This window comes from Actinoplanes awajinensis subsp. mycoplanecinus (genome assembly GCF_001509495.1).
In the GTDB taxonomy this organism is placed as follows: Bacteria; Actinomycetota; Actinomycetes; order Mycobacteriales; family Micromonosporaceae; genus Actinoplanes; species Actinoplanes palleronii.
This window is the reverse complement of the sequence record NZ_LLZH01000315.1, coordinates 16089-39382: the sequence shown is the minus strand read 5'-3', so window position 1 is coordinate 39382 and position 23294 is coordinate 16089. Positions and strand designations below refer to the sequence as shown.

25 protein-coding genes are annotated in these 23294 nt (G+C 70.3%); 12 read left to right on the top strand and 13 right to left on the bottom strand.

Annotated elements, in window-relative coordinates; all coding sequences use genetic code 11:
- Nucleotides 1-4: 4 nt before the first annotated feature.
- Entirely contained in the window at nt 5-538 is a 534-nt protein-coding gene (locus ADL15_RS54710) for a TetR/AcrR family transcriptional regulator C-terminal domain-containing protein (RefSeq protein WP_232344870.1), read from the bottom strand.
- Nucleotides 539-640: 102 nt separating this feature from the next.
- On the opposite strand from ADL15_RS54710, the gene ADL15_RS41125 reads away from it, so the two are divergent.
- Nucleotides 641-1468, top strand: coding sequence for an acyl-CoA-like ligand-binding transcription factor (locus ADL15_RS41125; RefSeq protein ID WP_198171247.1), 828 nt, complete (start codon nt 641-643; stop codon nt 1466-1468).
- Nucleotides 1465-3162, top strand: coding sequence for an FAD-dependent monooxygenase (locus tag ADL15_RS57420; protein WP_067703832.1), 1698 nt, complete (start codon nt 1465-1467; stop codon nt 3160-3162). Before ADL15_RS41125 ends, ADL15_RS57420 begins: the two co-directional genes overlap by 4 nt.
- A 692-nt stretch (nt 3163-3854) precedes the next feature.
- On the opposite strand, the gene ADL15_RS41115 is transcribed toward ADL15_RS57420, so the two are convergent.
- Nucleotides 3855-6371, bottom strand: coding sequence for a fibronectin type III domain-containing protein (locus ADL15_RS41115; RefSeq protein WP_067703829.1), 2517 nt, complete (start codon nt 6369-6371; stop codon nt 3855-3857).
- 90 nt (nt 6372-6461) lie between these two features.
- Nucleotides 6462-7352 carry a phosphatidylinositol mannoside acyltransferase gene (locus ADL15_RS41110; protein WP_067703826.1) on the bottom strand — a complete coding sequence of 297 codons (891 nt, stop codon included), beginning with the start codon at nt 7350-7352 and terminating at the stop codon, nt 6462-6464.
- Between the two features lie 82 nt (nt 7353-7434).
- On the opposite strand from ADL15_RS41110, the gene ADL15_RS41105 reads away from it, so the two are divergent.
- The gene (locus ADL15_RS41105; protein WP_198171246.1) at nt 7435-8388 is read left to right on the top strand and encodes an ankyrin repeat domain-containing protein; all 954 of its coding nucleotides are present in this window, start codon (nt 7435-7437) and stop codon (nt 8386-8388) included.
- Nucleotides 8389-8426: 38 nt separating this feature from the next.
- Here the strand turns inward: ADL15_RS41105 and ADL15_RS54705 are convergent, their stop codons facing one another.
- Nucleotides 8427-9290: a sensor histidine kinase gene (locus tag ADL15_RS54705; protein WP_067703823.1), complete on the bottom strand. Its 864-nt coding sequence runs from the start codon at nt 9288-9290 to the stop codon at nt 8427-8429.
- A complete protein-coding gene (locus ADL15_RS54700) occupies nt 9236-9448 on the bottom strand; it encodes a hypothetical protein (RefSeq protein ID WP_067703820.1) in 213 nt (70 codons plus the stop codon). Before ADL15_RS54700 ends, ADL15_RS54705 begins: the two co-directional genes overlap by 55 nt.
- 115 nt (nt 9449-9563) lie before the next feature.
- Here ADL15_RS54700 and ADL15_RS41090 point away from each other — a divergent pair, with 115 nt between their 5' ends.
- The 3 genes from ADL15_RS41090 (at nt 9564) to ADL15_RS41080 (ending at nt 14873) form a co-directional block, all read left to right on the top strand.
- Entirely contained in the window at nt 9564-10358 is a 795-nt protein-coding gene (locus ADL15_RS41090) for a histidine kinase dimerization/phosphoacceptor domain-containing protein (RefSeq protein ID WP_198171245.1), read from the top strand.
- Nucleotides 10355-11005, top strand: coding sequence for a response regulator (locus ADL15_RS41085; RefSeq protein WP_067703814.1), 651 nt, complete (start codon nt 10355-10357; stop codon nt 11003-11005). Before ADL15_RS41090 ends, ADL15_RS41085 begins: the two co-directional genes overlap by 4 nt.
- Before the next feature lie 259 nt (nt 11006-11264).
- Nucleotides 11265-14873, top strand: coding sequence for a phosphatidylinositol-specific phospholipase C domain-containing protein (locus tag ADL15_RS41080; protein ID WP_067703811.1), 3609 nt, complete (start codon nt 11265-11267; stop codon nt 14871-14873).
- 133 nt (nt 14874-15006) lie between these two features.
- On the opposite strand, the gene ADL15_RS53615 is transcribed toward ADL15_RS41080, so the two are convergent.
- Nucleotides 15007-15156 (bottom strand): hypothetical protein, encoded by a 150-nt coding sequence (locus tag ADL15_RS53615; protein ID WP_157441938.1) that lies wholly within the window; start codon nt 15154-15156, stop codon nt 15007-15009.
- 125 nt (nt 15157-15281) lie between these two features.
- Between ADL15_RS53615 and ADL15_RS41075 the strand changes: the two genes are divergently transcribed.
- A complete protein-coding gene (locus ADL15_RS41075) occupies nt 15282-15434 on the top strand; it encodes a hypothetical protein (RefSeq protein ID WP_198171244.1) in 153 nt (50 codons plus the stop codon).
- Between the two features lie 36 nt (nt 15435-15470).
- Entirely contained in the window at nt 15471-15704 is a 234-nt protein-coding gene (locus ADL15_RS41070) for a hypothetical protein (protein ID WP_157441937.1), read from the top strand.
- Nucleotides 15705-15810: 106 nt separating this feature from the next.
- On the opposite strand, the gene ADL15_RS56700 is transcribed toward ADL15_RS41070, so the two are convergent.
- From ADL15_RS56700 to ADL15_RS41050, 4 genes are all read right to left on the bottom strand, one after another.
- Nucleotides 15811-15990 carry a mycothiol transferase gene (locus tag ADL15_RS56700; RefSeq protein ID WP_198171243.1) on the bottom strand — a complete coding sequence of 60 codons (180 nt, stop codon included), beginning with the start codon at nt 15988-15990 and terminating at the stop codon, nt 15811-15813.
- Nucleotides 15991-16149: 159 nt separating this feature from the next.
- Nucleotides 16150-16611, bottom strand: coding sequence for a cupin domain-containing protein (locus ADL15_RS41060; RefSeq protein ID WP_067703802.1), 462 nt, complete (start codon nt 16609-16611; stop codon nt 16150-16152).
- Nucleotides 16612-16625: 14 nt separating this feature from the next.
- Nucleotides 16626-17579 (bottom strand): helix-turn-helix domain-containing protein, encoded by a 954-nt coding sequence (locus tag ADL15_RS41055; protein WP_083972410.1) that lies wholly within the window; start codon nt 17577-17579, stop codon nt 16626-16628.
- A 42-nt stretch (nt 17580-17621) separates the two neighbouring features.
- Nucleotides 17622-17846, bottom strand: a complete 225-nt coding sequence (locus tag ADL15_RS41050; protein ID WP_067703797.1) for a hypothetical protein — start codon at nt 17844-17846, stop codon at nt 17622-17624.
- Between the two features lie 288 nt (nt 17847-18134).
- Here ADL15_RS41050 and ADL15_RS41045 point away from each other — a divergent pair, with 288 nt between their 5' ends.
- Together ADL15_RS41045 and ADL15_RS41040 are read left to right on the top strand one after the other, a co-directional pair.
- On the top strand, nt 18135-19223 hold the full coding sequence (locus ADL15_RS41045; RefSeq protein WP_067703794.1) for a DUF4190 domain-containing protein: 1089 nt from the start codon (nt 18135-18137) through the stop codon (nt 19221-19223).
- Nucleotides 19224-19377: 154 nt separating this feature from the next.
- Nucleotides 19378-20055, top strand: a complete 678-nt coding sequence (locus ADL15_RS41040; protein ID WP_232344868.1) for a DUF1963 domain-containing protein — start codon at nt 19378-19380, stop codon at nt 20053-20055.
- 89 nt (nt 20056-20144) lie between these two features.
- On the opposite strand, the gene ADL15_RS41035 is transcribed toward ADL15_RS41040, so the two are convergent.
- Complete coding sequence (locus ADL15_RS41035) at nt 20145-20480, bottom strand: hypothetical protein (protein WP_067703792.1); 336 nt, start codon at nt 20478-20480, stop codon at nt 20145-20147.
- A gap of 652 nt (nt 20481-21132) precedes the next feature.
- Nucleotides 21133-21756 carry an NAD(P)H-binding protein gene (locus tag ADL15_RS41030; protein WP_067703790.1) on the bottom strand — a complete coding sequence of 208 codons (624 nt, stop codon included), beginning with the start codon at nt 21754-21756 and terminating at the stop codon, nt 21133-21135.
- A gap of 105 nt (nt 21757-21861) precedes the next feature.
- On the opposite strand from ADL15_RS41030, the gene ADL15_RS52180 reads away from it, so the two are divergent.
- Both ADL15_RS52180 and ADL15_RS41025 read left to right on the top strand, forming a co-directional pair.
- On the top strand, nt 21862-22209 hold the full coding sequence (locus ADL15_RS52180; RefSeq protein WP_198171240.1) for a LysR family transcriptional regulator: 348 nt from the start codon (nt 21862-21864) through the stop codon (nt 22207-22209).
- Nucleotides 22130-22759, top strand: a complete 630-nt coding sequence (locus tag ADL15_RS41025; protein WP_198171239.1) for a LysR substrate-binding domain-containing protein — start codon at nt 22130-22132, stop codon at nt 22757-22759. Before ADL15_RS52180 ends, ADL15_RS41025 begins: the two co-directional genes overlap by 80 nt.
- Before the next feature lie 94 nt (nt 22760-22853).
- Here ADL15_RS41025 and ADL15_RS41020 read toward each other — a convergent pair whose 3' ends face one another.
- Nucleotides 22854-23252 (bottom strand): peptidase inhibitor family I36 protein, encoded by a 399-nt coding sequence (locus tag ADL15_RS41020; RefSeq protein WP_067703787.1) that lies wholly within the window; start codon nt 23250-23252, stop codon nt 22854-22856.
- Nucleotides 23253-23294 lie beyond the last annotated feature (42 nt).

Genomic DNA, 23294 nt, shown 5'->3' with positions numbered 1-23294 from the left:
AGGGTCAGTGTGGGCCGGCGGCCAGCGCGGTGATGGCGTCGAACTGCATGGCCAGGCCGATGTCGAACTGCTGGTCCCAGTCCCGGGCGGCTTGATAGCGATCGAGCTCTGCGGTGATCGGCGCGTCCACGGTGACAGCTGGTCGCCACTCGCGGCTGGCGTGCGCGCCGATGCGCCCCTGCTGCTCCACCACCAGGTAGCCGATGACGTAGCTGCCCCAGGTGCGGTGCGCGTCCAGGAGCGCGGAGCCGTGGAGCCCGGCTTGCCGCAGCGCGGCGTACTGCGCCTCCTGGGTCGCCGCGGCCCGCTCGTGGCGGCTCGGCCGTGACAAGAGCACCGGCAACAGGTGTGGGTGCGCGTTGACCATGTCCCGATACTGGCGGCTGAGCTCGGCCAGATCCGCTCGCCAGTCGCTGGTCGGCGCCGGGGGCTCGGGCGCGATCGCGGCGACCACCTCGTCCAGCAGTGCGGTCCTGTTGGGAAAGTGGTGGTAGAGCGCCATGGCCTCCACGCCGAGGGCACGGCCGAGCTTGCGCATCGACACCTCGGCCTGCTGGCATGGTCAGACGGCGGTGACTTCGGCAGCGGCGAGCGGTGGTTGCAGCTGTTCCCGACCGATGGGCCAAGCGGCGTACGGGCGATGACGCTGGCCTACCACCTCCCGGAGTACATGCCCGGAGCGCTGCCGTTCGCGTTCAACGGTGGCGGCGTGTTCTACCTGTTCGACATGCGCGAGCCCGCCGACGCCGACGGCGAGTACCCGGTGGTTGCCGCGCACGCGGGCAGCCTCGGCTGGGCAACCCATCAGGAGTGCTGCCCGCCGGAGTGCTGGCCGGTAGCCGACGGCTTGGTGCAGGCATGCCGAGGGCGGACCAGCATCGAGGATCTCGCGGACGGCGACTGCCACACCCCGTCAGCCGGATTCATCCCCGCCCTGCGACTGGCCGCCCTGCGCGGCTGGGACCAGGTGCGCGTCGAGGACATCGCCGCCGAGGCGGGCGTCTCCGTTCGCACGTTCAGCAACTACTTCGCCACCAAGGAAGAAGCGCTGCTGGCCACCGGCCACCAGCGGGCCGAGCGGATCATCGAGGCGCTGGCCGCTCGCCCGGTCGGCGAGCCGCTGTGGGCGGCGCTGACGGATGCTGTCGTGGACGGCTTCGCCGGGGACGAGAGCGACATGCGTCAGGTGGTGCGGCTCCAGAGCGCCCCGCTGCTCACCGACGAGCACCTCAAGACGTACGCGGTGATCGAATCCGGCGTCGCTGCGGCCGTCGCGTCCCGGATCGGCGCGGACGCCGACCGCGACCTCTATCCCCGGCTGGTTGCCGGCGCCGTGCTGAGCGCGATCCGGGTGACGATGGAGCACTGGCGGCAGAACGGGGCAACCCAGCCCTTGCCGGCCGTGCTGCGGGACGCTCTCGGCCAGGTCGCCGCCGGCCTGCCCGTTCCGGCCGAGCTGCGCCGATGAGCCCGGTCGACGTGGTGATCGTCGGTGGCGGCCCCACCGGCCTGCTGCTCGCCGGCGAGTTGCGGCTCGGCGGCGTCGAGGTGATCGTGCTGGAACGGCTGGCTGCCCCGACTGGCCTCTCCAAGGCGCCCGGCATCGCCGGTCGCGGCGCCCAGACCCTGGACTACCGCGGCCTGCTCGACCGTTTCGACGGCGCGGCCCGGGGCTGGGCCCGGTTCACCCACTTCGGCGGCATCCCGCTGGATCTCACGCCGCTGCTGGAGTCGGTGTCGTCCGAGCACCTCCCGCCTCTCCTGGTGGCGCCGCAGGCGCAGGTCGAGCGGGTGCTGCGGGAGTGGGCCGTCGAGCTCGGCGCGCAGCTGCGCCGCGGTCATCAGATGACCGAGGTGGCCCCGTCCGCGGAGCAGGTCACCCTCCAGGTCGACGGACCGGACGGCGGCTACCGGCTGGATGCCCGCTATGTGGTCGGCTGTGACGGTGCCCGCAGCCTGGTCCGCCGGGCGGCCGGCATCGGTTTCACCGGTACCGAGGCCACCCAGATCTCCCGCTTCGGCGACGTCACGCTGACCGACCCGGACGCGGTGCCGCCCGGCATGCGGCGTACCCCGACCGGCCTGTTCACCGCGTTCCCGCTCGGCAATGGCGTCCACCGGGTGGTCGTCTCCGAATGGCGGACCGGCGGGGACCGGGACGCCCCGGTGACCCTCGACGACTTGCGCGGCGCCACTCGCCGGGTGCTCGGCGCCGAGGTGGGGATGAGCGAGTCACGCTGGCTGTCCCGGTTCACCGACGCGGCCCGCCAAGCCGACCGGTACCGTGCCGGGCGGATCCTGCTCGCCGGGGACGCGGCACACATCCAGCTGCCCGCCGGCGGCCCGGGCATGACGACCGGCATCCAGGACGCCGCCAACCTCGGCTGGAAACTCGCCGCGCAGGTCCGCGGCGACGCCCCGGCCGGGCTGCTGGACACCTACCACAGTCCCCGCCGTCGCCGCCGAGACGCTGACCGGTCTGCTGGTCCGCCCCGATGGCTACGTCGCCTGGGCGCACGAGAACGGCGGCGACGGCCTCACGCACGCGCTGACCACCTGGTTCGGACCGGGACTGGCGGGTCGCTGAGCGACCACTCGTCGGAGAGGCCATCTCCCTCCACAGAGGGATCGATCTCCCTCTGCAGGGGGTTCGAAACGTGTCGCGTGTCGTCGAACGTAGAGCTCGACGATGGTGATGCGGTCGGGATCCGCATACCTGGGTGGCATCGATCTTCCGGGGAGAGCGCATGGCAGAGCGCGTTTCAAGAAGCGGCGATTTGTCCTGGCGGCGGCAATGGTCCGCATGGCTCAGCGCGGGCGCGGGCACGGAGACTGCCGGTGCGCGATCAACGGTCTGGGCTGCGCGGGCGGCCACCGCATTCACCGCGGTGTTCGGCATCGGCGTCGGCATCGGCGCGTTCGCCGGCCACTACGATTTTGCCGGCTTTCCGCGTGCGGCGTGGCCCGCCGCGGCGGTGTTGCTGCTCGCGAGCGCCGTGGTGCTTACCCGCAGCCGATGGGCGGCATGGGCGATGGCGGCCGTGCTGCTCGCCGGCAGCTGCTGGCTGCTGCTCAACCTCATCGAACTCGCTCTCACCGCCACGGTCACCGACCGCCACGGCGATCCTGCCTGGCCCGCGTTCCTGGAACGCCTCGGACTGACGGCCGCCGGCGCGCTCGTGGTCGCGGCCACCGTGCGGCGCCGCACCGGTGGCGTCCGGCCGCCCGCGCACGCCGCCCCGGTACGGATCCGCTGGATCGCCTACGCCGGCTGTGTGGCGTGGCTGCCGTACGGGGGCGTGCACCTGATGTCGGTAGTCGGGGTGCCCGGTCTCGAGCCCCACGATGACCGCCCGAGTCCCAGCATGGCCGTCGCGCTCTGCGTCGGCCTCGGCCTGGCGGTGTTCCTGCTGCTCGGTCTGGTCCGTCCGTGGGGCATGGTGTTCCCCCGCTGGACGATCCTGCTGGCCGGTCGGCGCGTCCCCCGTTTCCTGCCGATCGTCCCGGTCTGGCTGATCGCCCCCACGTTGGCGCTCTACGGACTGGGCTCCGGGGTCTACGTCATGCTGCTGGCGGGCGGTGTGCTGCAGTGGCATGGCCGCACCGGCTTCGATGCGCTGAGCTACATCGGCGTGGCCCAGCCGATATCGTTCGGCGGCTACGGGCTGGCGCTCGCCGTCTGTGCGGTCTCGTACCAGCTCAGGACTCGACCGGTCCCGGCGATACTCCCGCCGACGCTGGAAGCGGACTCATCGGAGCCGAACAGCCGTACTGCACATTGATCACATCAGCGGGTCGTTCACGTGGCGTGGGCGGACAGCGCGGGCCCGGGCCGGCTCGCGCTGTCCGCCGCACTACTGGCCCGGTGGCTGCCCGGGACTTCCCGCGGTGTTCGGCGGCAGGACGACGCAGTTGGACCAGCCCGACTTCTGTTCGCCGTTGTACGCCCGCACGCAGTACTCGTAGTTCCAGTACCCGGGGAACAGGTACGCGATGCCGTGCGTGGTGGTGCCGCTGTCCTCGTACGATGTGGTGTTGTTGTTGATGTTGCGGATCCGGACCTCATAGCCGCCGGCCCCGGCGGCCGCGGTCCACGCCAGCTGGACGGTGGTCGGATCGGTCGCGGTGACCGTCAGCCCGGTGGGGTCCGCCGGTTTCCCGGCGCCGACGACGATGGCGTGGCCGGTGGACGGGAAACCACCGCCGGCGGCGTTCCAGCTCTGGATCGCGACGATGTAGCGGTGTCCCGAGATGAGCCCGCCGATGTGCGCCCGCTGCCCCTTGATCCCGACGGCGTTGAGCCACGCGCCCGGGGTGTCCTGGTCGTAGGTGAGCACGCTGTACCGCTCGATGCTTGACGTGTAGTTGCCGGTCGGCGGGTCCCAGGCGATGTCGAGGCCGTCGAGCGCGGCGAGGGTGAGGATGTTCGACGCGCCGGCCGCGGTCTGCGGGTGCACGGTCGTGCCGACCACACCTGACCAGCCGGAAGCCTGGTCGCCGTAGTTCGCCCGGACCTGGGCCTCCCACTGCTGGCCGTCGAGGACCCAGCCGTTGTCGTAGCGGGCAGCCGACGCGGGCATCTCGCTCCAGGCGGACTGGCCGACGAGCCGGGAACGCACCGTGTAGCCGGACGCGCCGAAGACCGGATTCCAGGTGACAGTGAACCCGCCCGGGCTGGCGACGGCGCTGACCTGGGCCGGTGTCGACAGGGCGCGGCCCGGCGCGGTGGCGGGCACCGCGGGCACGTTCGCGCCGAGGCCGTAACCGTCGTGCAGGGTCTGCTCGAACGCGTGCGCGATCTGGTACTCGCCGAGTGCGTTGGGGTGCAGGCCGTCGTATCCGGCGGGGCAACCGCCGACCTCGCAGCGGTAGTCGCCGCGCCAGTCGACGAGCCGGACCGGTGACTGGGCGGTGCTCCAGCCCGGGATCGCGGTGGCGAGCATCCGGTTGTAGGTGTCGGTGTTCACCGGCAGGTCGTCCCGGCCGTTGATCTTGGTGCGTTGCGGCACGTTGGCCAGCGCGAACTTGAGGTTCGGCTTGGCGGCGCGGGCGTTGTCGACCAGCGACTTCATGCTGGCCAGGGTGCCGTCCGGGCCGCTGACGAACCAGCCGAGGTCGTTGAAGCCGAGGCCGACGAGCAGCAGGTCCGGTTGCCAGGCCGCGACCTGCTCCCTGATCAGCTGTTTGTCCTGGTTCGCCTGCCGGCCCCAGACCGCGAAGTGGTTGCTGTCAAAAGGCACAACCCCATTGGCGTACGATCCGGAAGTCCGCGGCCTGCTGCCCGCCTCGGTCTCGCCCTGCAGCAGCGGCGGGCGCGGTGGCGCGGCCTCGTCGGGCGGCTGCGTCCCGGAGTACGGGCCGACGAAGTCGACGGCGATGTGCTGGCTCTGGAACCACTGCCACAGCCGGTACCGCCAGGTGTAGTCGCCCTCGCGGCCGTGGCTCATCGAGTCGCCGACCACCATCACCTTGACGGTGCCCACGCCGGCACTCTCGAACAGCGCACGATAGGCGGCGCTCATCTTGTCCGAGATGTACTGCGACAGTTCGCCGAGCCGATCGCCCAGCCAGGTGAACCCGTCACCGATGGCTCGCTTGATCCAGGGGCCGGCCTTCTTGGCCAGCTCGTACGTGGCGTCCCGCAGTTTCTCGAACAGCGGTCGCATCTTGGTCTTCGCGAAGTCGTTGAGGCCGCTCTCCCACGCCACCGCACCGGCCGCGGCGACCACCGCGAACGCGAGCGCCTGCGCCCACTGCTCCGGCTCGGCCTGCTTGTGGTCCACGAAGATGACGATCGCCTGGTAGACCATCACGCCGGTGAAGGCGCCCAGGCCGGCGCAGACCGGGCCGGCGACAGCCGAGCCCACGTTGAAGGCGGCGTAGCAGGAGATCCGGATCGACAGCTGACTCAGGTAGCCGACGGCCGAGGCGACCAGCTTCATCCACCAGCTCGCCTCGGTGTGTGCCTCGTCCATCGGCAGCACGATCGAGATGCTGTTGCCGACGCTCGAGATCGACAGTTCCGCGTCGGAGGTGCTCCACGGCTCCCGGTCGGCCGCGGACAGGCCCATGTCGAGGGGGTGGGCGTCGAACGACACCTTGATCGCGTCGGTGAGCACCGGCGCCGCGGTGGTGAGCTCGTCCATCCAGGTCAGCAGCAGACCGCTGTCGACGCGGGCGATGTCGTCGTTCTCCAGGGTGACCGTGACGCTGTCCTCGGTCTCGGTGACCGTCACACCCTCGACGGATGCAGGCCCGTGCCATCGGGCCGGTTCCGCCGCGATCGCCCGGGCCGGGATGCCGGCGACGACCAGCACCAGGGCACACAGGGCCGCAACGATGTGGCCCGGCAGCCGCCACGTCTTCTCCACCGCAACTCCTCAGTAGACAGTCGATTGATGATCGACTATGAAGGTCACGGCCGGGCTTCCCCGGAATGAACAATGGGCGTGCCGCTCGGCTCAGCCCTGCTGGGCGGGGGCGGGCCAGGCCGGTTGCAGCACGTGCCAGTCGTGGGGATGCCGGCGAACGGCGCCGGTGAAGACGTCGGCCAGTTCCTGCGTCATCGCCGCGACCCGGGCCCGGGTGGTGCCGTCACGGCCGGGGACGATCTCCGGGTTGATCCGGACCCGTAACTGCGGACCGTCGTACCAGAGTGTTGCGGGCATCAGGGCGGCGCCGGTGCGCAGGGCCAGCTGCGCGGGTCCGGCCGGGAAGGTCGTCGGGGCGTCGCAGAACCGTACGCCGATGCCGGCCGCGGACATGTCCCGGTCGGCGACCAGGCACACCACCTCGCCGGCCCGGAGCCGCTGGGTGATCGTGGTGATCGCCCGCCGGGTCTCGTCGGCGGGGAGCACCTCGATGCCGAGCGCCGCACGGTGGCTCACGAACCGCTGGTAGAGCCGTTCCGGGCGCAGGCGTTCCGCGACGGTGGTGAACCGGTGCCCGTTCAGCACCAGCGCGGCGCCGGCCAGGTCCCAGTTGCCGCTGTGCGGCAGCGCCAGCACCACGCCGCGGCCGGCGTCGCGGGCGGCGGCCACCCGGTCCAGCGATTCGAAGACCACGGTGTCGCGGATCCGGTCCGGGCTCCATCCGGCCAGCCCGAAGAACTCCCGCCAGTACCGCAGATAGGAGTGCACGCCCCGGTCGGCCGTGGCGGTCACTGCGGGGCTGTCCGCCGGCTGGCCGAGCACCTGGGCCAGGTTGACCCGCAGCTGATGCACCCCGCCCACGCCGGACCAGCGCATCACGGTGGCGACGGCGTCGAAGCCGATTGCGGCGACCGGGCCCGGCAACCGCGGCGTGACCCACCACGCAACACCGTAGAGCCGTCCGGAAAGGTCCTCTCCCACGCCGGGATGATAACGGTCCCGGGCCTGCGGTAACCCGTCTGCCGTCCCATACTTGATCCGGTCCGAGGGGCAGGGGGCGCAGGTGACGGACATCGGCTGGTCGCGGATGGGCTACGGGTCGTGGTCGGACCTCGCCGCGGTGCGGGAACGGCTCGCGGCCGGTGCTGACCCGAACATTCTGGTACGCGGGCACGGGCGGCCGCTGCACCACGCAGCACGGGAGGGCTCGGCCGAGGTGGTGACGGAGCTGGCCCGGCTCGTTGACGACGTGGATGCCGTCGACGGCGGGCGCACCGCGCTCTGGCTCGCGGTTCACGCCGGAAAGCCCGCCAACGCCCGCGCGCTGGTGGCCGCCGGCGCGGACCCCGAGCGGCCGATGATGGCCGGATGGTCACCGGCGCGGCTGAGCCGTGCCGGAGCGACGCCCGAACTGTTCGACACGAGCGCGACGTTGACGGAGGCGGAGGCCGCCGCCGTCACGGAGGCGCGCCGGCTGATCGACGCGCTCGCCGACATCCGCGGCGACGGTATGAGCCTGTGCTGCGTCGCCGGCATCGACGCCACCGAAGCGACACGACGGCTGGACGCCACGGTCCTCGAGGACGACATCGTTCTCGAGGACATGTGGGGCGCCCACGACGACGATGCGATCCGGACGCTCGGCGTCACCGACGTCCCCGGCGGCTGCGTCGTCAGCCAGCCGTGGGCGTACGGCGCGTCGATGCCGGTGGTCGCGCGCCTGCTGTCGGCCGGCACGGTGTCCTACGGCATGTACGCCAATCCGAAGAGCGGCAATCAGGGTGCGGCGATGCACGACGGCGACATGACCGGATGGGACCTGCACCCGGGTGGCGGCTGGTCCGAGGCCGACGCCCCGGCCGCGGACGTCCTGCGCGATTTCCTGTACCAGCACCACGCCGTCGAGTACTGCTGCGCCTACGCCGGGGTCCGTCCCGCCGACGCCCGCCCGTTCACCGAACCCGACCGGTGGGTGCGTCTGCCCGCGCGCGACTGGTGGGTATTCGCGGGGAATTAGTCGGCCAGGACCTGCGGTCTGATCATGATCGGCCGCCGTCACCCGCGGTTCTCGACGGTCGTTCCCAGTGGCAGATCGGCGGTGACCTGCCAGCCGCCGTCGGGTTCGCGCCCGGCGGTGAACCGGCCGCCGAGCAACTGCACCCGCTCGCGCATGCCGACCAGCCCGAAGCCGCCGCCGTAGCGCTGCGGCTGCGCACCGGGCCGCCCGTCGTCGCGGACCGTGACCCGGACCAGGCCGTCCGCGGCCCGGACGGTCACGGCGATCTCGCGCGCCCCGGCGGCGTGCCGGCGCGCGTTGGTCACCGACTCCTGCACCAGCCGCAGCACCGACGTTCCGACCGCGGCGGGGATCGGCTCGGTTTCCTCGATCGTCAGCCGTACCGGCGAGCCGCCGGGCGCGGCCGTCGCGACGGCACGCAGATCGGCGTTCAGGTCCATGGTCGGGGCCGGGGCGCCGCCCGGTTCGCCGTCGTGCAGCACCGTCACCAGCTGGCGCATGGCGGCCAGCGCGTCGGTACCGGCCCGCTCGGCCAGCGGCAGTAACCGGTCCGGCGCGGCGGTGCCGGGCACGACCTGGGCCGCTTGGGCCTGCACGACGATCCCGCCGATGTGGTGCGCGACCACGTCGTGCAGTTCCCGCGCCAGCTCGACGCGTTCCTGCCGGCGCGCCGCGGCGACCGCGGCGCGGCTGGCCCGGGCGGCCGCGGCGCTGCGGGAGCGCAGGAAAAGACCCAGGGCCACCGGGGTGACGCTGAAGATCAGGATCCCGGCCACGTCCCACAGCGACGGGGCCGGCCGCCAGCCCCGCAGCGCCACCGCGGCGCCCTCGGCGGCGTTGAGCAGGATCACCACGGCGGTGGCGGTGCGAGCCGGCGCGGCCCGTACCACCGCGGCGCCCACGACGCGCACACGATGAGCGGCACGGCGCACGGCAGCACCCACCACCCGTCGTAGGACGGGTCGTAGGCGTCGAGCGGCAGGTCGAGCACCAGAGGCACGGACAGCACCAGGGCGACCAGCCAGCCCGGGCGGATCTGCCGCGTCAGTCTTCGTGCCATGGGTCCTCCTCGCCGGCCGACCGGTAGGGTAGCCGCCGACCTGTGTGGGCGATCTCGCGCGGGAGCGTTCCCATCCGGGTGTGCGGCGGTGGGCCGGGTCACTGAGACTGACCGGGTGACCGTTCGATCGTGGATGCGCCGGCAGGGGCCGGTGGCCGTACTGCTGGCGACCCTGCTGGCCTGGGACCTGCTCTCGATCCCGGGTGCCGTCCCGGGCCTGACATGGATGCTCGTCGGTGCACTGGTCACCTGCGGGTTTGCTCTGGTGGCCGACGACCGGCCGGCGCGGGCCGCGGTCGGCGCCGCCGTCGTCCTGGTCGTCGCCGCGGCGGTGTTGTCGTCGGCCGGCTTCCGGGTGGGGCCGTTGACCTCCGCCGAGTACGCCGCCGTAGCGATCCTCATCGTCGCCGTGGTGCGCCGGCTGGACCCGCGCACCGCCGCCGCCCCGGCCGGGGTGCTGCTGCTCGGCGTGGTGCTGGCGCACCTGCTGAGGACCCGCGAGCTCGCCGCCTGGCCCAAGCTGTGGTGGTACGACACGGCCGAGGCCGCGGTGCTCGTCCTGGTGGCCGCGGCCTTCGGCGGCTATCTGCGGCACCGTGACCGGGAGCAGGCGCGCGCGACCGCGCGGGCCGAGGCGGCGGCCCGGCAGCGGGAGCGGCTGCTGCTGGCCCGGGAACTGCACGACGTGGTGGCGCATCACGTCGGCGCGTTGGTGTCACACGCCCAGGCGGCCCGGGCAGCGGGTGCGGGCGATCCCGGGGCCGGCCGCCGGGCGATGCCGGTCCTCGAGACGACCGGCCGGCAGGCGCTGGACGCGATGCGCCGGCTGGTCACCACACTGCGTGACGCCGACGACGCGGATGACATGATCATCGTGGAACCGGCCACGCAGGACGTCAGGAGCAAGTGACCGTGCGCGTAGTCATCGCCGAGGACCAGGAGCTGATCCGCGCCGGGTTCCGGACGATCCTCGAGGCCCAGCCGGACATCACCGTGGTGGCCGACGTGGCCGACGGCATCGACGCGGTCGAGACTGCCCGGCGGCTGCGGCCCGATGTGTGCCTGTTCGACATCCGGATGCCCGGCCTGGACGGTCTGGAGGCCACCCGGCGGCTGGCCGGCCCCGGCGTGACCGACCCGATCCCGGTGGTCGTGATCACCATGTTCGACCTCGACGAGTACGTCCACGCGGCGCTCCAGCACGGCGCGAGCGGTTTCCTGCTCAAGGACTGCGGTCCGGCGCTGCTGGTCGAGGCGGTCCGCGCCGCCGCGCGTGGCGACTCCCTGGTGGCGCCGCAGGTCACCGTGCGCCTGCTGCGCCACTTCCGGGCGAACGCGCCGGTCCGTGCGCCGATGCCGACCGTACCGCTGACCGGTCGGGAGGCCGACGTGGTCCGCGCCGTGGCCGCCGGCCGGACCAACCAGGAGATCTCCGGTGACCTGTTCGTGGCGATGTCCACGGTCAAGACACACCTGGCGGCGGCGCAGGCGAAGCTCGGCTTGCGGAACCGGGTCGAGGTCGCCTCCTGGGCCTGGCGCGCCGGTCTGGCCGACTGACCGCCGGACCCGCGACCCGCACGGCGGGGGAGCGACCGTGAGCTTGTCCACAGTAGACGCGGTTCCGGCCTAAAGAAGGAGGACGGGCCACGGGGTGTCTCCATACGGTGTCCTGGCGTTCCGGGGAATTCCTTCCGACGCCATCACCTCAGCAAGGAGACCCTTGACGTCAGCCCCTGCCCTGACTCGTCCTCGATCCGGTGTGACGCCGGCAAGAGGTGTCCTGATCAGGGCTTTCCTGGCCGTCCTTCTGTCGCTGGTGAGCGCCGCTGTGGCCGTCGCGGCCACCGACTCACCGGCGCTTGCCAATGACTACTACAACAGCCTGCACGAAGCGAGAGCCAGCAACGACAGCTGGATGGGCGAGCTGCCCGGTGACCGGAGCCTTGCCGGGATGTCGGTCCCCGGCACGCACGATTCCCTCGCGCTGTGCGGTTTCTACACCGAGGGGACCGGGTGCGAGGCCATCAGCACCGGCATCACCAAGACGCAGCAGGACTTCGGTTTCGGCTCCAAAACGCTGAGCAAGCAGCTCCAGTACGGCATCCGGTCCCTCGACATCCGGGTCCGGGTGAACAAGGAGGGCGACAAGCGGAGCTTCACCATCCATCACGGGGTCTACTACCAGCACGCCAATTTCACCGACGTGCTCACGACGTTGCGGGACTTCCTGGCCGCACATTCCCGGGAGACCGTGCTCCTGCACCTCAAGGCGGAGTGTGAGAACGCGGCTCCCAAGGACTGTTATGACGCTCCGGGCAATGACAACGACGAGGCGCGCCGCGCGGTCTTCCGCGAGTACCTGGACGGCACGGCGGACGGCACCAAGTGGTCGGACCTGTTCTGGGACAAGTCGATCACCGGGACGAGTCAGGCCGACGTCCCGCTGCTCAGTGCCGTCCGCGGCAAGGTCGTACTGCTGGGTTTCCGCGGCCCCCAGGGCGGCATCTACCCGGGCTACGGGCTGTCGCAGGTGTATCCGGCCGGGGGCCGGAACGAGGAGTTCGTCCAGGACGACTACGAACTGGCGACCAACGACGACATCGCGCGCAAGTGGGAAAAGGTCCGTGCCCACCTGCGCCGGGCGAACGGGACCTTCGACCTGAGCCGGGGCGGTGAGAAGGAGTACGGCTTCCACAAGGACAAGATGTACATCAACTATTTGAGTGGCTCCGGAGGCGTCCGGCCCTGGGTCGCCGCTGGGGGAGAGGTGGGCTGGACCGGCGTCAACGCCTTCCTCATCCAGTGCCTGAAGAACTCCGACACCGACGACGGCAAGCGATGCCCGGAGTTCTTCCCCGGCCGGGACAGCACCACGTTCGAGGGCACCGAGACGCTCACCCGGATGGGTGCCGTGATGCTGGACTTCCCCAGCGGGGAGATCGTCAATCGGATCGTCGACGCGAATGTGAAAGGCGCCGACCCGACGCCGACCACGCCACCGACGCCGGCGAACCCGTACCCGTCGGATGCGCGCACGATCCAGGTCAACGCGGGCGGCACCTCGTTCGCGGCGACACAGCCGAGGAACTCGGTGGCGACCTACACCTGGACCGACGGCGGCGCGCCGCAGGAGTGGCTGACCAGCGCCAACCCGGCCGGCACGGCGCTGAACCGCAAGACGGAGAACATGACCGTCGCCGCGTACGGCGGCACCACCGACACGATCACCGTCAACCCGGTGCCCACCGGCCAGGTCATCGAGGGCTTCGGCGGTGCGATGACGGATTCCGCCGCGGCGCTGATCGGTACCGACCGCACCGCGTTGGACACGCTGTTCGGCACCGGGGAAGGGCAGGCCGGGCTGACGATGGCCCGGTCCCCGATGGGATCCAGCGACCTGATGGCCGATCCGAACGACTTCCACACGTACGAGGACACGCGCGGCAGCTTCAGCGTGACCGCCCAGCCGAGCGGCGTCCGGCAGATCAACAGCCTGGTCGCGGCGAAGCAGGCTGCCGGCGGCAACCTGAAGATCATTGGTACGCCGTGGAGCGCGCCGGGCTGGGCCAAGCGCGGCGGCAGCCTGCGGCCGAGTGAGTGCGGAACCCAGGCGAATCAGCTCGACAGCAAGCAGATCCCCGCGTACGCCGAGTATTTCAAGAAGTACGTCGCCGCCTACACCGACCGGGGGATCAAGCCCTGGATGGTGTCGATGCAGAACGAGCCGCAGAACTGCAAGACCCAGATGCCGACGACGTTGATGACGGCCGGCGACCAGGTCGCCCTGTCGAAGGCGTTGCGGGCCCAGCTGCCGCAGGACGTGCAGATCATGGGCTGGGACCACAACTGGAACGACCCGGACTACGTCGACGCGCTCGCGACCGGCGGCAGCGTCGACGCGATCGGCTACCACTGCTACGTCGGCAACCACTACGGCGCGCAGACCAGCAAGAAGCCGACGTACATGACGGAGTGCTCGGGCTGGACCGACCGGCCCGACAAGGCCGCCGAGGACCTCGGCTGGACGGTTGCCAACCACTTGATGGGCCCGCTGCTCAACGGCTCCAAGGGGGCGACCTACTGGAGCCTGGCCCAGAACGCCGACGGCAGCCCGTTCCTGGGCGGCGGCGACTCGTGCAAGACCTGCCGCGGCCTGCTGAGCTACACCGGCGGCGGCACGTTCGCGCCGAGCCAGGAGTTCTACTACTACGCGCAGTTCGCCAGGTTCGTCCGGCCGGGCTTCCAGCGCACCGACTCCTCGAGCTCCGGTGACGTGTCCACGGTCGCCTTCAAGTCGGGCACCAAGAACGTGCTGGTCGTGCTGGTCTCGGGCACCCGGGTCGACGGCGGAGCGGCCGCCGACGGCGAGCTGGAGTACGACCTGCGTAATCAGATCCTGCACTTCAAGGGCGAGACCGCGGCACAGAAGACCTCCTGGCTCGTGGGCGCGGACGGCTACCGCCGCTGGGTGCCGGACATCGCCACGTACGACTGCCTGAAGGCCGCGGGCAAGAGCGGCCCGGTCGAGGCGCCGGGCAGCACGCTGGACAAATACATCAACCTCAAGGACGTCTGGGCGGTCTGCGGGGCGTACACGATGGGCACCAACAGCGAGCTCGAGGTCGGCACCTACCTGAAGTCGGGTGGCGGAGCGCGGCTGACGCTCACCAACGACGGGCTGCGCACCGTCGACACGCTGAACAAGGCCCGCTGGGCGCCGTCCGGGGCGGGTGATCGGCTGATCCTGCAGGAGGACAACAACCTGGTGTTGTACAAGGGATCGCAGGTGCTCTGGGCCAGCAACACGATGGGGTCCGGTGCGGTTTGGCTGTCGGTGCGCGATGACGGGACCTTCGCGCTGTTCGACAAGAGCAACCAGAAGGTGTGGATGAGCACCATCGGCACCCGCGACTACCGTCGCGCCCTGGTGACCTACGACGGTGACACCGCGGCGCAGAAGACCTCGTGGCTGGTCGGCAACGACGGCAAACGCCGCTGGGTTCCCGACCTGGCCACCTTCCAGTGCCTGCACGACACCGGCTCGGGCAACTCGGTGGCCTTGAGCAGCGACGTGCTGAGCACGCTGCCCGACCTCAGCAACGTCTGGGCGGCCTGCGGCACCGACCGGATCGGCGCCGGCAGCAGCGTCGAGGAGAACGCCTACCTGAAGGCGGGCGACTATCGGCTGACCGTGACCTCCGGTGCGCTGACCCTGACGAAGAGCGGCACCAAGGTCTGGTCTCCCGGCAAGGGCGGCGCCCAGCTGACCCTGCAGACCGACGGCAACCTCGTCATGATCGATAAGAACGGCGCGCCGACCTGGGCCACCGGCACCTTCGGCAAGTCCGCGGGTTGGCTGGTCCTGGGCACCGACGGCTCCCTGCGCCTGTACGACGCGGCCGGCAAACAGGTCTGGACCCGCTGACCTGACGCAGGACCGAGGGGGCACGCTGGTGGGTTCCCTGCCGGCGGCTTGACAGAAAAAACCCATTCGAAGGTACGACGGCAACGGCGCCGCTGCGGTTGGAGCTGCAGCGGCGCCGTTCGTTGTCGAGGGGTCAGTGGATGACCGGGGTGTCGGACGGGTCGCCGCCGTACGGGTGCAGGCCCACGATCTGGTTGCCGGTGGCGACGCTCTTGAGGTTTCCAGAACCCGTTTCCGGTGCGGTACAACGCCAGATCGGTACGGCCGTCACCGTCGAAGTCACCGGCCGTGGTGTGGTTGCGGCCCGCCGTCCACCAGGTGGTCTGCTTGCGAGCGCCTCTCGAGACACCTGTGCTCGGCTGTGAATGCGGCGATTGGGGATGCTGGCCGCTCACGACCAGCATCACCGTGACCGATGACCAGGTGAGCTGGGACGCGTTCGAACAACCGCACCGCAAGGCGCGCGATTACTCGGGATTCGGCCCCTGGCGGTTCGGCCGTCACCAATACGACGAAGCGCTGGCCGTCCTGGTGGCGGTGACCAGCCCGGACGCCGCGTGAACAGTCCGCGTGGCAGCATTTGCTTACCCTGGCGACATGGAACATCAACGATCAGGTGAGGCAGCCGAGCAGACCGCCACGTTGCTCAGACTCTCGTTGCAACTGCGCGACGCCGCAGCGGAGGCCGATCGGCAGGATGTCATCGCCAAGGTCGATGAACTGATGAGCCTGATCGCCGGCGAGCGGATCTCGGCCGGCGCCGGGACCGAGAAGGCGAGCCCTGGGGTGCCCGAAGCGGTGCAACGCATCCTGAACGGACTCGGTTTTTGAACCACCTATAGAGCGGAGATCTGACGGGCGCGGCACGGGCCCGGCTGAGGCCGCATCTGCCGAAGGCCGGTAGCCGGGTCAGCCGCGTCCGTGATCTCCGCTGGAGTTAGCCGCCGGTGGTGCCGTCGAGCATTTCGCGCAGGATGTCCAGGTGGCCGCTGTGGCGGGCGGTCTCCTCGGTGAGGTGCAGCAGGATCCAGCGCAGGTCGACGTGCAGGCCGTTGCGGATGGTTCCGACGGCCTGTGTGGCCAGGTCGTTGCCGGCGTCATCGCGCGAAGCGTCCATGGTCACCGCCACCGATGTCGAGGCATTTCGCGACGGGCCGGACCTGCGCCACTCAGCTCCTGGTCCGGTGGGCCGCCCGGCATGGTCGGTCGTGGTGGCGTGAACTTTGCGAGCCGTATTACCTCAGGGCGGCCGTAACGGCGTACCAAAAAAGGGTCTTTATGAGGCGTATTCGTTCGAGATCTCGGTGGCGTAGTTCTTCCACAGCGGTTTCATGGTCTCGGCGTTGACCGGCTGCCCGGAATCGATCATGGCCTTGAAGTCGCGGAAATACTGCACGTACAGGTCCGGTGTGAACGTGTTCAGCATGACCGCGTTCTCGTCGCCGATGTTGGCGAACGTGTGCGGAGCCCCGGTCGGCACGATGACCCAGGTGCCCGGCCCGGCGTCGTAGTGGTCGTCGCCGACGGTGAACCGGAACGTTCCCGCCAGCACATAGAAGCCCTCGTCGTGCTGGGCATGGCGGTGCTGCAACGGGCTCGGGGTGCCCGGCGGAATGGTGACCTCGGCGAACCCCAGCCGGTGGTCGGTGTGCTCGCCGTTCTCCAGGATCCGGATCTGGTGCGCCCCGCTGCCGAGGATCTCGCCCTCACCCGGGCGGACGATGTTCACCTTCGCCACGACTTCTCTCCTTGCTATCGCCTGCCTTGATCACCACCATCCTGTTCCGGGCCGGCCGTGCGCGTCTTGGTCGTCAGCGCACGGTTGTTGGTCACCAGTGCGCGGGCGGTGTAGCCGAACGTCGTCTTGAAGAGCTTGCTGAAATGGGTGGCGTCGGAGAACCCCCACCGGGCGGCCACGGCGGTGACCGTACGTCCGCCTCCGGTCAGCTCGGCCCGGCAGCGCTCGAGGCGGCGACGCCGGATCAGGGCCGCGACGGTGAGCGGCTGGTCCTCGAACAGCTTGTGCAGCCGGCGCACCGAGAGGTGATGGGCGGCCGCGATGCCCAGCGGGGACAGATCGGGATCGGCCAGCCGGGCCTCGATGTAGCCGGCGATCCGGTTCCGCAGCCACTCGTCCGGGGCCGGTTGCTCGTCGCCCAGCCGGGCCTCCAGCGCGACCGTGATCAGTTCGATGACGGCCGCCGCCGACCGCAGCGCCTCCGCCTCGCGGAACCCGGTCGCCGACCGCACTGATTGGCGAGCCAGCACGGAGACGAGAGCGCCCGGACCGTGGCTGCCGTCGATGCGTTTGCCGATCAGCCGGTCGATCTGCGCGGGCCGGATCCGCAGCTCCCGGCGCGGCACCAGGATGGTGACGTGTGCCCCGGCGGTGCTCTCGAACCGCAGCGTACGCGTGGGATCGAGCAGCACCAGGTCGGCCGGCCCGAGCTCGGCGTCGCCGCGGCCCTGCTCGATCCGCGTCCGGCCCCGGGTCATCACCTTGACCGCCAGGTTCTCGCCGTCGGAGGCGTCGCGCTCGCGTCCGGTACAGGCGCTCTCGGGCGTGTCGAGGGAGACCAGCCGCAGCGGCCCGAGGTCGTGGGTGGTGATCCGGCCCCGGAAGCCGGCCCCGGCCAGCTTGTTGACCAGCGGCGGAAACCCGCTGGCGGCCAGCTCGTCCTGGAACGTCTCAAGGTTGCCGATCACCCGGTCAACGGTAGCGGCGACCCTTCCGGCAGGGCTGGACACCTACCGGCTCGGCGACCCGGCGTTCTGCATCTGGTGCAACACGGCCTCGATCAGGGTGCGCTTGAACCCGATCGTGATCAGCGCCATCGGTGCCGAGCCGTGCCGGTGGAGTTCGAGCCGGTAGAAGTTGTACACCAGCGACTGGCCGGACATCTCCCTCAACCCGGTCACCTCGTCCCACGTCACCGCGTCCGCCTGCAGGCCGAACAGGTTCGTCGCGTACACGCCGTTCGACCCTTGGCGGTTCGGTCGTCGCCAATACGACGATGCTCGCCGTTCACGCGGTGTTATCGGGGAAGGCGCCAGTGGCGCGGATCATGGCAAAACGTCATTCATGCATGAGCGGTGATCAATGGGATGCGGTGTGGCGAACGCGTTCTCCGGAACGTGCTCTGGGGCGTAATGCCGCAGGCAACGCGTGGGCGGGCTCACGGCGGACGGACCTCGTGCTTGCTCCCGCGTGCCGTATCGTCCGGTCGCTAATCAGAACAGCAGTTGAGGAGACACCGCGCGATGTACCAGGGAGCCACCGGGCTGGAACCGGGCGAAGGGCCAGCCACGCCGGTGGGCCGTCCTCCGGTCGAGTGGGACCCGGACCTGACCGGCGGTCCGCGAGACGATCTCAGCGGGCTGGCAGTCGCCTCCTTGATCTTCGGCCTGATCGGCGGCTTCATCTTCAGCCCGCTGCTGGGCGCCGCCGCGCTGGTGAAGATCAAGCAAACCGGTCAGCGCGGCAAGGGCCTCGCCGTCGCGGGACTGGTGCTCAGCGGTGTCTGGGCGGTCGTTCTCGCCGTCGTCGTCGGTGTCAACTGGTACGTGACGCACCGCGCCGAGGACATGGTGGCGCTGCGGATCGGCCAGTGCCTGGACTTTCCGGCGCAGGGGCGCGACGACCCGTTCGTGCCCGGGCAGATCGCGACGCTCCCTTGCACCGGGCCACACCGTGCCGAGATGGCCGGCTGGGTCGGTTTCGGGGACGGGAGAGGCAACGTCGGCGAGTATCCGGGGGCTGCGGCGCTCGTTCAACGCGCCCAGGAGGGTTGCCTCTCGGTGACTCGCAACTACGTCCTCGACCCGTTGTCGTTGCCGGCCGATGTGCATGCCCGCTGGTACGTGCCGCGGGACTCGGAGTGGTCGCGGGGGAGCCACAGCATCACCTGCTTCCTCGCGGCGGACCAGGCGCCGATCAGCCGATCACTCCGCGAGGACGCCGCGATCGTGAACACCGACCAGCTCCACTTCCTGCTGGCGATCCGGGACTGCGTTCAGCTCACGGCGCGCGTTGATGCGCTGCTGACGGCCGGCCCGCCGGCCGAGCTGCGGAGCGCGGTGGCGCAGACTGTCGACGCGTGCTCGGCCATGGGAGTGAAGGTGGACACGCAACCATGGCCGAGTGAGGCCGAGCCGGCAATGCTCCAACTCGTCGCCGACCTCGACGCGGCGCTGCCGCTGTGGCAGTCCGCCGCCGGCGCGACCAGCGACAACGATCTGCGCCATCGGGTCGAGCAGGCCCAGCAGCGCCACGTTCCCACCCACATGCTGGCGGTACGTCGCGCCTTGAAGCTGTCGACCACGCAGGGCGAGCCACTGCCCGAACAATGATGGCGGGCCGGATCGTTCTGACGGTTGCGGTGGCCCCGCCCGGGCGGGACGGATTCAGGCGGTCGCCGCAATACTGCTGGTGAACGACTGAACCTCGAAGATCGCGGCGGAAGTGGATGTTCCGAGAGGCCGGGCCATGCCTCAAGATCAGGGGATGGCCGAAATGGTGGACCTTGAGGTCCGGCCTCTTCGCCTTTATTCTGCCCGCGTGGTGACGATCATGACCTATGCCGGTGCGACCGCCGCGGATGCGATAGTGACCCGAACGGGCGGCGTGCCGCGCGTTCCCTCGAACTTCGAGTGGCCTCGGTGTCACGGGTGCGCTGGGCCGATGCAGTTCTTGGCACAAGTGAGTCTCGCCGACGTCGAGGCTGGAACCACTGGTCTGCTGTCCATCTTCATGTGCCAGAACGATCCTGGCTTGTGTGCCGAGTGGGACGCCGACGCCGGTGGCAATCGTGCGTTCGCGTTCGGTGCCGATGCCATTTACCTACCCGTCCCGCCCAGCGAGGGCGTCACGCTCTTGGACGAGACCTGCGGGGTCCGGTTCGAGACACTCGATGTCGAGAATTATCTGGAGGCGCCGGGCCGATGGCACGAGCGAACGGGGCGACCGGTGGGAGACGTCCTCGGCCAGGTAGGGGGTAACGCTGCCTGGCTGCAGAACGACGAGACACCCGTATGCAGCGGCTGCGCCCGGTCGATGGAGTTTGTGGTCCAGCTTGAGGAGGGTCACGATCACCGAACCTCGGCGAACTTTGGCGGCGGAGGTTGCGGATACGGGTTTCGATGCGGCCCGTGCGGGACTGCTGCGTTCCTCTGGCAGCGCTGAGCCACCTCGGCCAGCGACCTGCAGCCGGGTTCCGGGTTCCCGCCGCGCCCCACATGCCGCTCCGCGGCAGATCCGGATGGTGCTCAGCGCTACGCCTGGTCGAGGAGATGACGCGAGGGGCTGTAGTCGATCTTGGTGTCGGCATAGACGCCGAGTGTGTTGTCCTTCAGGCATCGTAGGCCGACGCTGACCCAGCGCACCTCGCCGTCGTTGAAGAGCGCGAAGCCGACGGCGACAGCGAACTCCTCATTACCGCAAGGGCACGCGCACGAGTCGTGGTCTTCCTCGCTCCAGTAGTCAGCGCTGTCACCGATGAATGCGATGGTGCCGCAGCCCAGGCACCTCCGCCGGGTCGCTTCCTCTTCGTCGATGTCCACGCGGAAAGCACGGCCGTCGCATTTGGCGCCGACGCGATGGTCGCGCATCCGTTCACAATCGTCGCGCTGGTCGCTGCCGTCGCGGCGGCGAGCTGGTCGGTGCCCGGTATGTACGCGCGGCATGGCGAGATCTGAGGTTGGCGGGCTCGTCGTGGATGCGCGCCGCATGAGGTTCGCTCGGCGATGCAGGCGCCGGTCCGCTGGTCTCACCGAGTCAGGTGCCGGGATCAGGAGGCGCCCCATTCACCCCGGCCGACCTCGAGGGCCTCATGGCCCGGATCGAGCGGAGCCTGGGTGCTGCTGGCTTCCTGCAATGGCGACGAGCTCAATGAGGGATGTGAGATGAGCGAGCTCTACTGGCTGATCCGCCGGTCCGACCTCGCCGAACGTCGCTTGACCGGATCATGGCCACCCTGAGCCTCGCCGGCTGACGAGGCATCCCAGCGTTGCCGGCGGCGCCGGGTCGCCGATGACCGGCAACGTCGCGGCCACCTCGCCGTCGCCGCATCCGGCGTCGGGCAGCGGCGCTGCCCGGGGAACGCGGCCGGCCGGAGCCGGCGGATGCCGGTGACGGGGCGGCGAGGTGCCGACTCGGTGCGTGCTTGTTCCTGATTTCCGGGATGGCCGCTAGGCGTGTCCGTTCGGCACCGCGGAATGGAGCTGTCCGCGCATTGCGGGGGAGGGTGCGGAATCGCGGAATTCAGCGGGCCGGACGCACGAGCCACACCCCGGATTCCAGGGTGTCGCCAAGGGCCGCGTCGAGCATGAGGCGAGCGACAGTGGGGCGGGGTCCACTGGTGGGCCAGAACGTCCGGGCGGCCCGAGCCAGGGGCACGAGAGTCAGCCCCGGCTTGTCGTTCTTGCCGAGCAGTGGTCCCACGTGCACCACCGTGCCGCCGGCCTCGACCACAGCCGCGTCGGCGACCTCCTTGGCGGTGTGCTCGAGGCCAAGGCCGGTCTTGAGGAAGCGTCGGGTGAACGCGCTGGTGGTCGCCGCGGACGGGCCCGTTCCCGCTGCTCCGAGCCAGACGATCCGGGCCGGAGCCGCGGCGATGACGGCGTTGGCGCCCGCGGTCGGGGTCGAAGCCTCTGCTCGGGCGGAGGGGCCGAGGCCGGAGACGAGAACGTCGCCGGATGCGATCGCGGCGGCGATGCTCGCGGCGTCGTGGACATCGCCGCGTACGACCGTGAGACGGTTGCCGGCGGGCAGATGCGCGGTCGCGGGGTTACGCACGATGGCTCGCACCTCGAGGCCGCGGTCCAGTGCCTGCGCGACGAGATGGCGTCCGGTACCGCCGGTGGCGCCCAGAACGACGAGGGTCATGAAGAGCCTTCCTGAATGGTCGTGCCGAGTGGCTTTCGACGGTATTTCAGGAATGGATCATGATGCCAATGCATATTAGATAAGTACGGTATTACGCTGGCGCATGTGGATCTCAATCTGCTGAAAGGGCTGGACGCCCTTCTCGAGCATCGCAGTGTCCAGGACGCCGCCGCTCAATTGGGCCTCACCCAGCCGGCGGTCAGCCGGATCCTCGCGCGGCTGCGCACCGCGACCGGTGACGCCATCCTGGTGCGCGCCGGCCGGGAGATGGTGCCCACCGGGCGTGCCCTGGAGCTGCGCGATGAGGTACGTGATCTGGTCGCCCGGGCGGAGTCGGTGCTGGCCCCCCGCCGCCGGCCTCGATCTTGCGACGTTGTCGCGCGAGTTCACCGTCCGTTGCCACGACGCGTTCCTGTCGGCGGTCGCGCCGATCCTCGTACGGACGGCGGGTGATCTGGCGCCTGGCGTGCTGCTGCGTCTCGCCGGGGAGGGTCCCTCGGACGACCGTGATCTCAGCCGCGGCGCGGTCGACCTGAGCGTCGGATGCCCACCGGCGACAGCGGGCACCTCGTCCATCGCCTCCCAGGTCATCGGCACCGACGAGATGGTCCTGATCGTGCCGCGGGGACACGCCGCCGACGTCGCGGCTCCCAGCGTCGAGCAGATCGCACAATCGGCACATGTGGTGGTGTCCCAGCAGCCGCTGCGGGCCGGCCCGGTGGACGAGATCCTCGACCGGCTCGGTTTGCGGCGCCAGGTCATCGCCGTCGTGCCGACGGTGTCGGCAGCCCTCGCGGTGACGGCGGCATCCGCGGTGGTCACCGTTCTTCCCCGACGACTCAGGGATCCCCTTCCTCCGGGGCTCCGTGCCCGCCCGCTGCCGTTCCGGCTGACGACCCCACCGGTGACGGTGAACTGGCACCGCCGGCAGACCGCGGACCCGGCGCACGCGTGGCTGCGCAAGGTCGTGGCCGGCGTGCTCACGGATGTCCTGGCGGCGTGAGCGGCTCGGATCGCGCTCCACGACCCGGGCCGGCCCGGTGCGCCGGTTGGCGGACCGCCCCGAGGCCGGTCCGCCCACCGCGGTCAAGCAACGGTCAGCAGTTGTAGTACCAGCCGTGCGAGACGCCCTTGTCGCTGGACGCGGGCTTGCTCGCGAAGTACGTGCCGGCTTGCAGGCAGATGGTCATCGCGCCGGTCCGGTTGTAGTTGTTGTACACCCGCACGAAGGTCGGGCCGGACAGGATGCCGTGGTTGTACCAGGACGAGTCGTGCTTGAAGACCTTGGCCGAGCGGTTGCTGAACCAGTTGTCACCCCAGTCGTTGTCGTTGCCGGGGGTGCCCCAGACGCCGTTCTGGAAGTTGACGTCGTTGTAGACGCAGAACGACTCGGACGGGCACTGCTGGGGGGCAGCGGCCTGGGCGGGCGACGCGGCGACCGCGATGGTCGCGGCGGCGCCGGCGAAGCTGAGTGCGGCGGCCAGGAGGCGTTTCATCGTTGGTGCTCCTCGGTGGTGTCGGTGTGCACCCGGGTCGGT

Excerpts from the sequence above, each read along its gene's own strand:
- ADL15_RS54710 (WP_232344870.1), bottom strand. The coding sequence starts at position 538 with ATGCGCAAGCTCGGCCGTGCCCTCGGCGTGGAGGCCATGGCGCTCTAC.
- ADL15_RS41125 (WP_198171247.1), top strand. The coding sequence starts at position 641 with ATGACGCTGGCCTACCACCTCCCGGAGTACATGCCCGGAGCGCTGCCG.
- ADL15_RS57420 (WP_067703832.1), top strand. The coding sequence starts at position 1,465 with ATGAGCCCGGTCGACGTGGTGATCGTCGGTGGCGGCCCCACCGGCCTG.
- ADL15_RS54700 (WP_067703820.1), bottom strand. The coding sequence starts at position 9,448 with ATGGCACGAAGACTGACGCGGCAGATCCGCCCGGGCTGGCTGGTCGCC.
- ADL15_RS41070 (WP_157441937.1), top strand. The coding sequence starts at position 15,471 with ATGGAACATCAACGATCAGGTGAGGCAGCCGAGCAGACCGCCACGTTG.
- ADL15_RS56700 (WP_198171243.1), bottom strand. The coding sequence starts at position 15,990 with ATGGACGCTTCGCGCGATGACGCCGGCAACGACCTGGCCACACAGGCC.
- ADL15_RS41045 (WP_067703794.1), top strand. The coding sequence starts at position 18,135 with ATGTACCAGGGAGCCACCGGGCTGGAACCGGGCGAAGGGCCAGCCACG.
- ADL15_RS41040 (WP_232344868.1), top strand. The coding sequence starts at position 19,378 with ATGGCCGAAATGGTGGACCTTGAGGTCCGGCCTCTTCGCCTTTATTCT.
- ADL15_RS41035 (WP_067703792.1), bottom strand. The coding sequence starts at position 20,480 with ATGCGCGACCATCGCGTCGGCGCCAAATGCGACGGCCGTGCTTTCCGC.
- ADL15_RS41030 (WP_067703790.1), bottom strand. The coding sequence starts at position 21,756 with ATGACCCTCGTCGTTCTGGGCGCCACCGGCGGTACCGGACGCCATCTC.
- ADL15_RS41020 (WP_067703787.1), bottom strand. The coding sequence starts at position 23,252 with ATGAAACGCCTCCTGGCCGCCGCACTCAGCTTCGCCGGCGCCGCCGCG.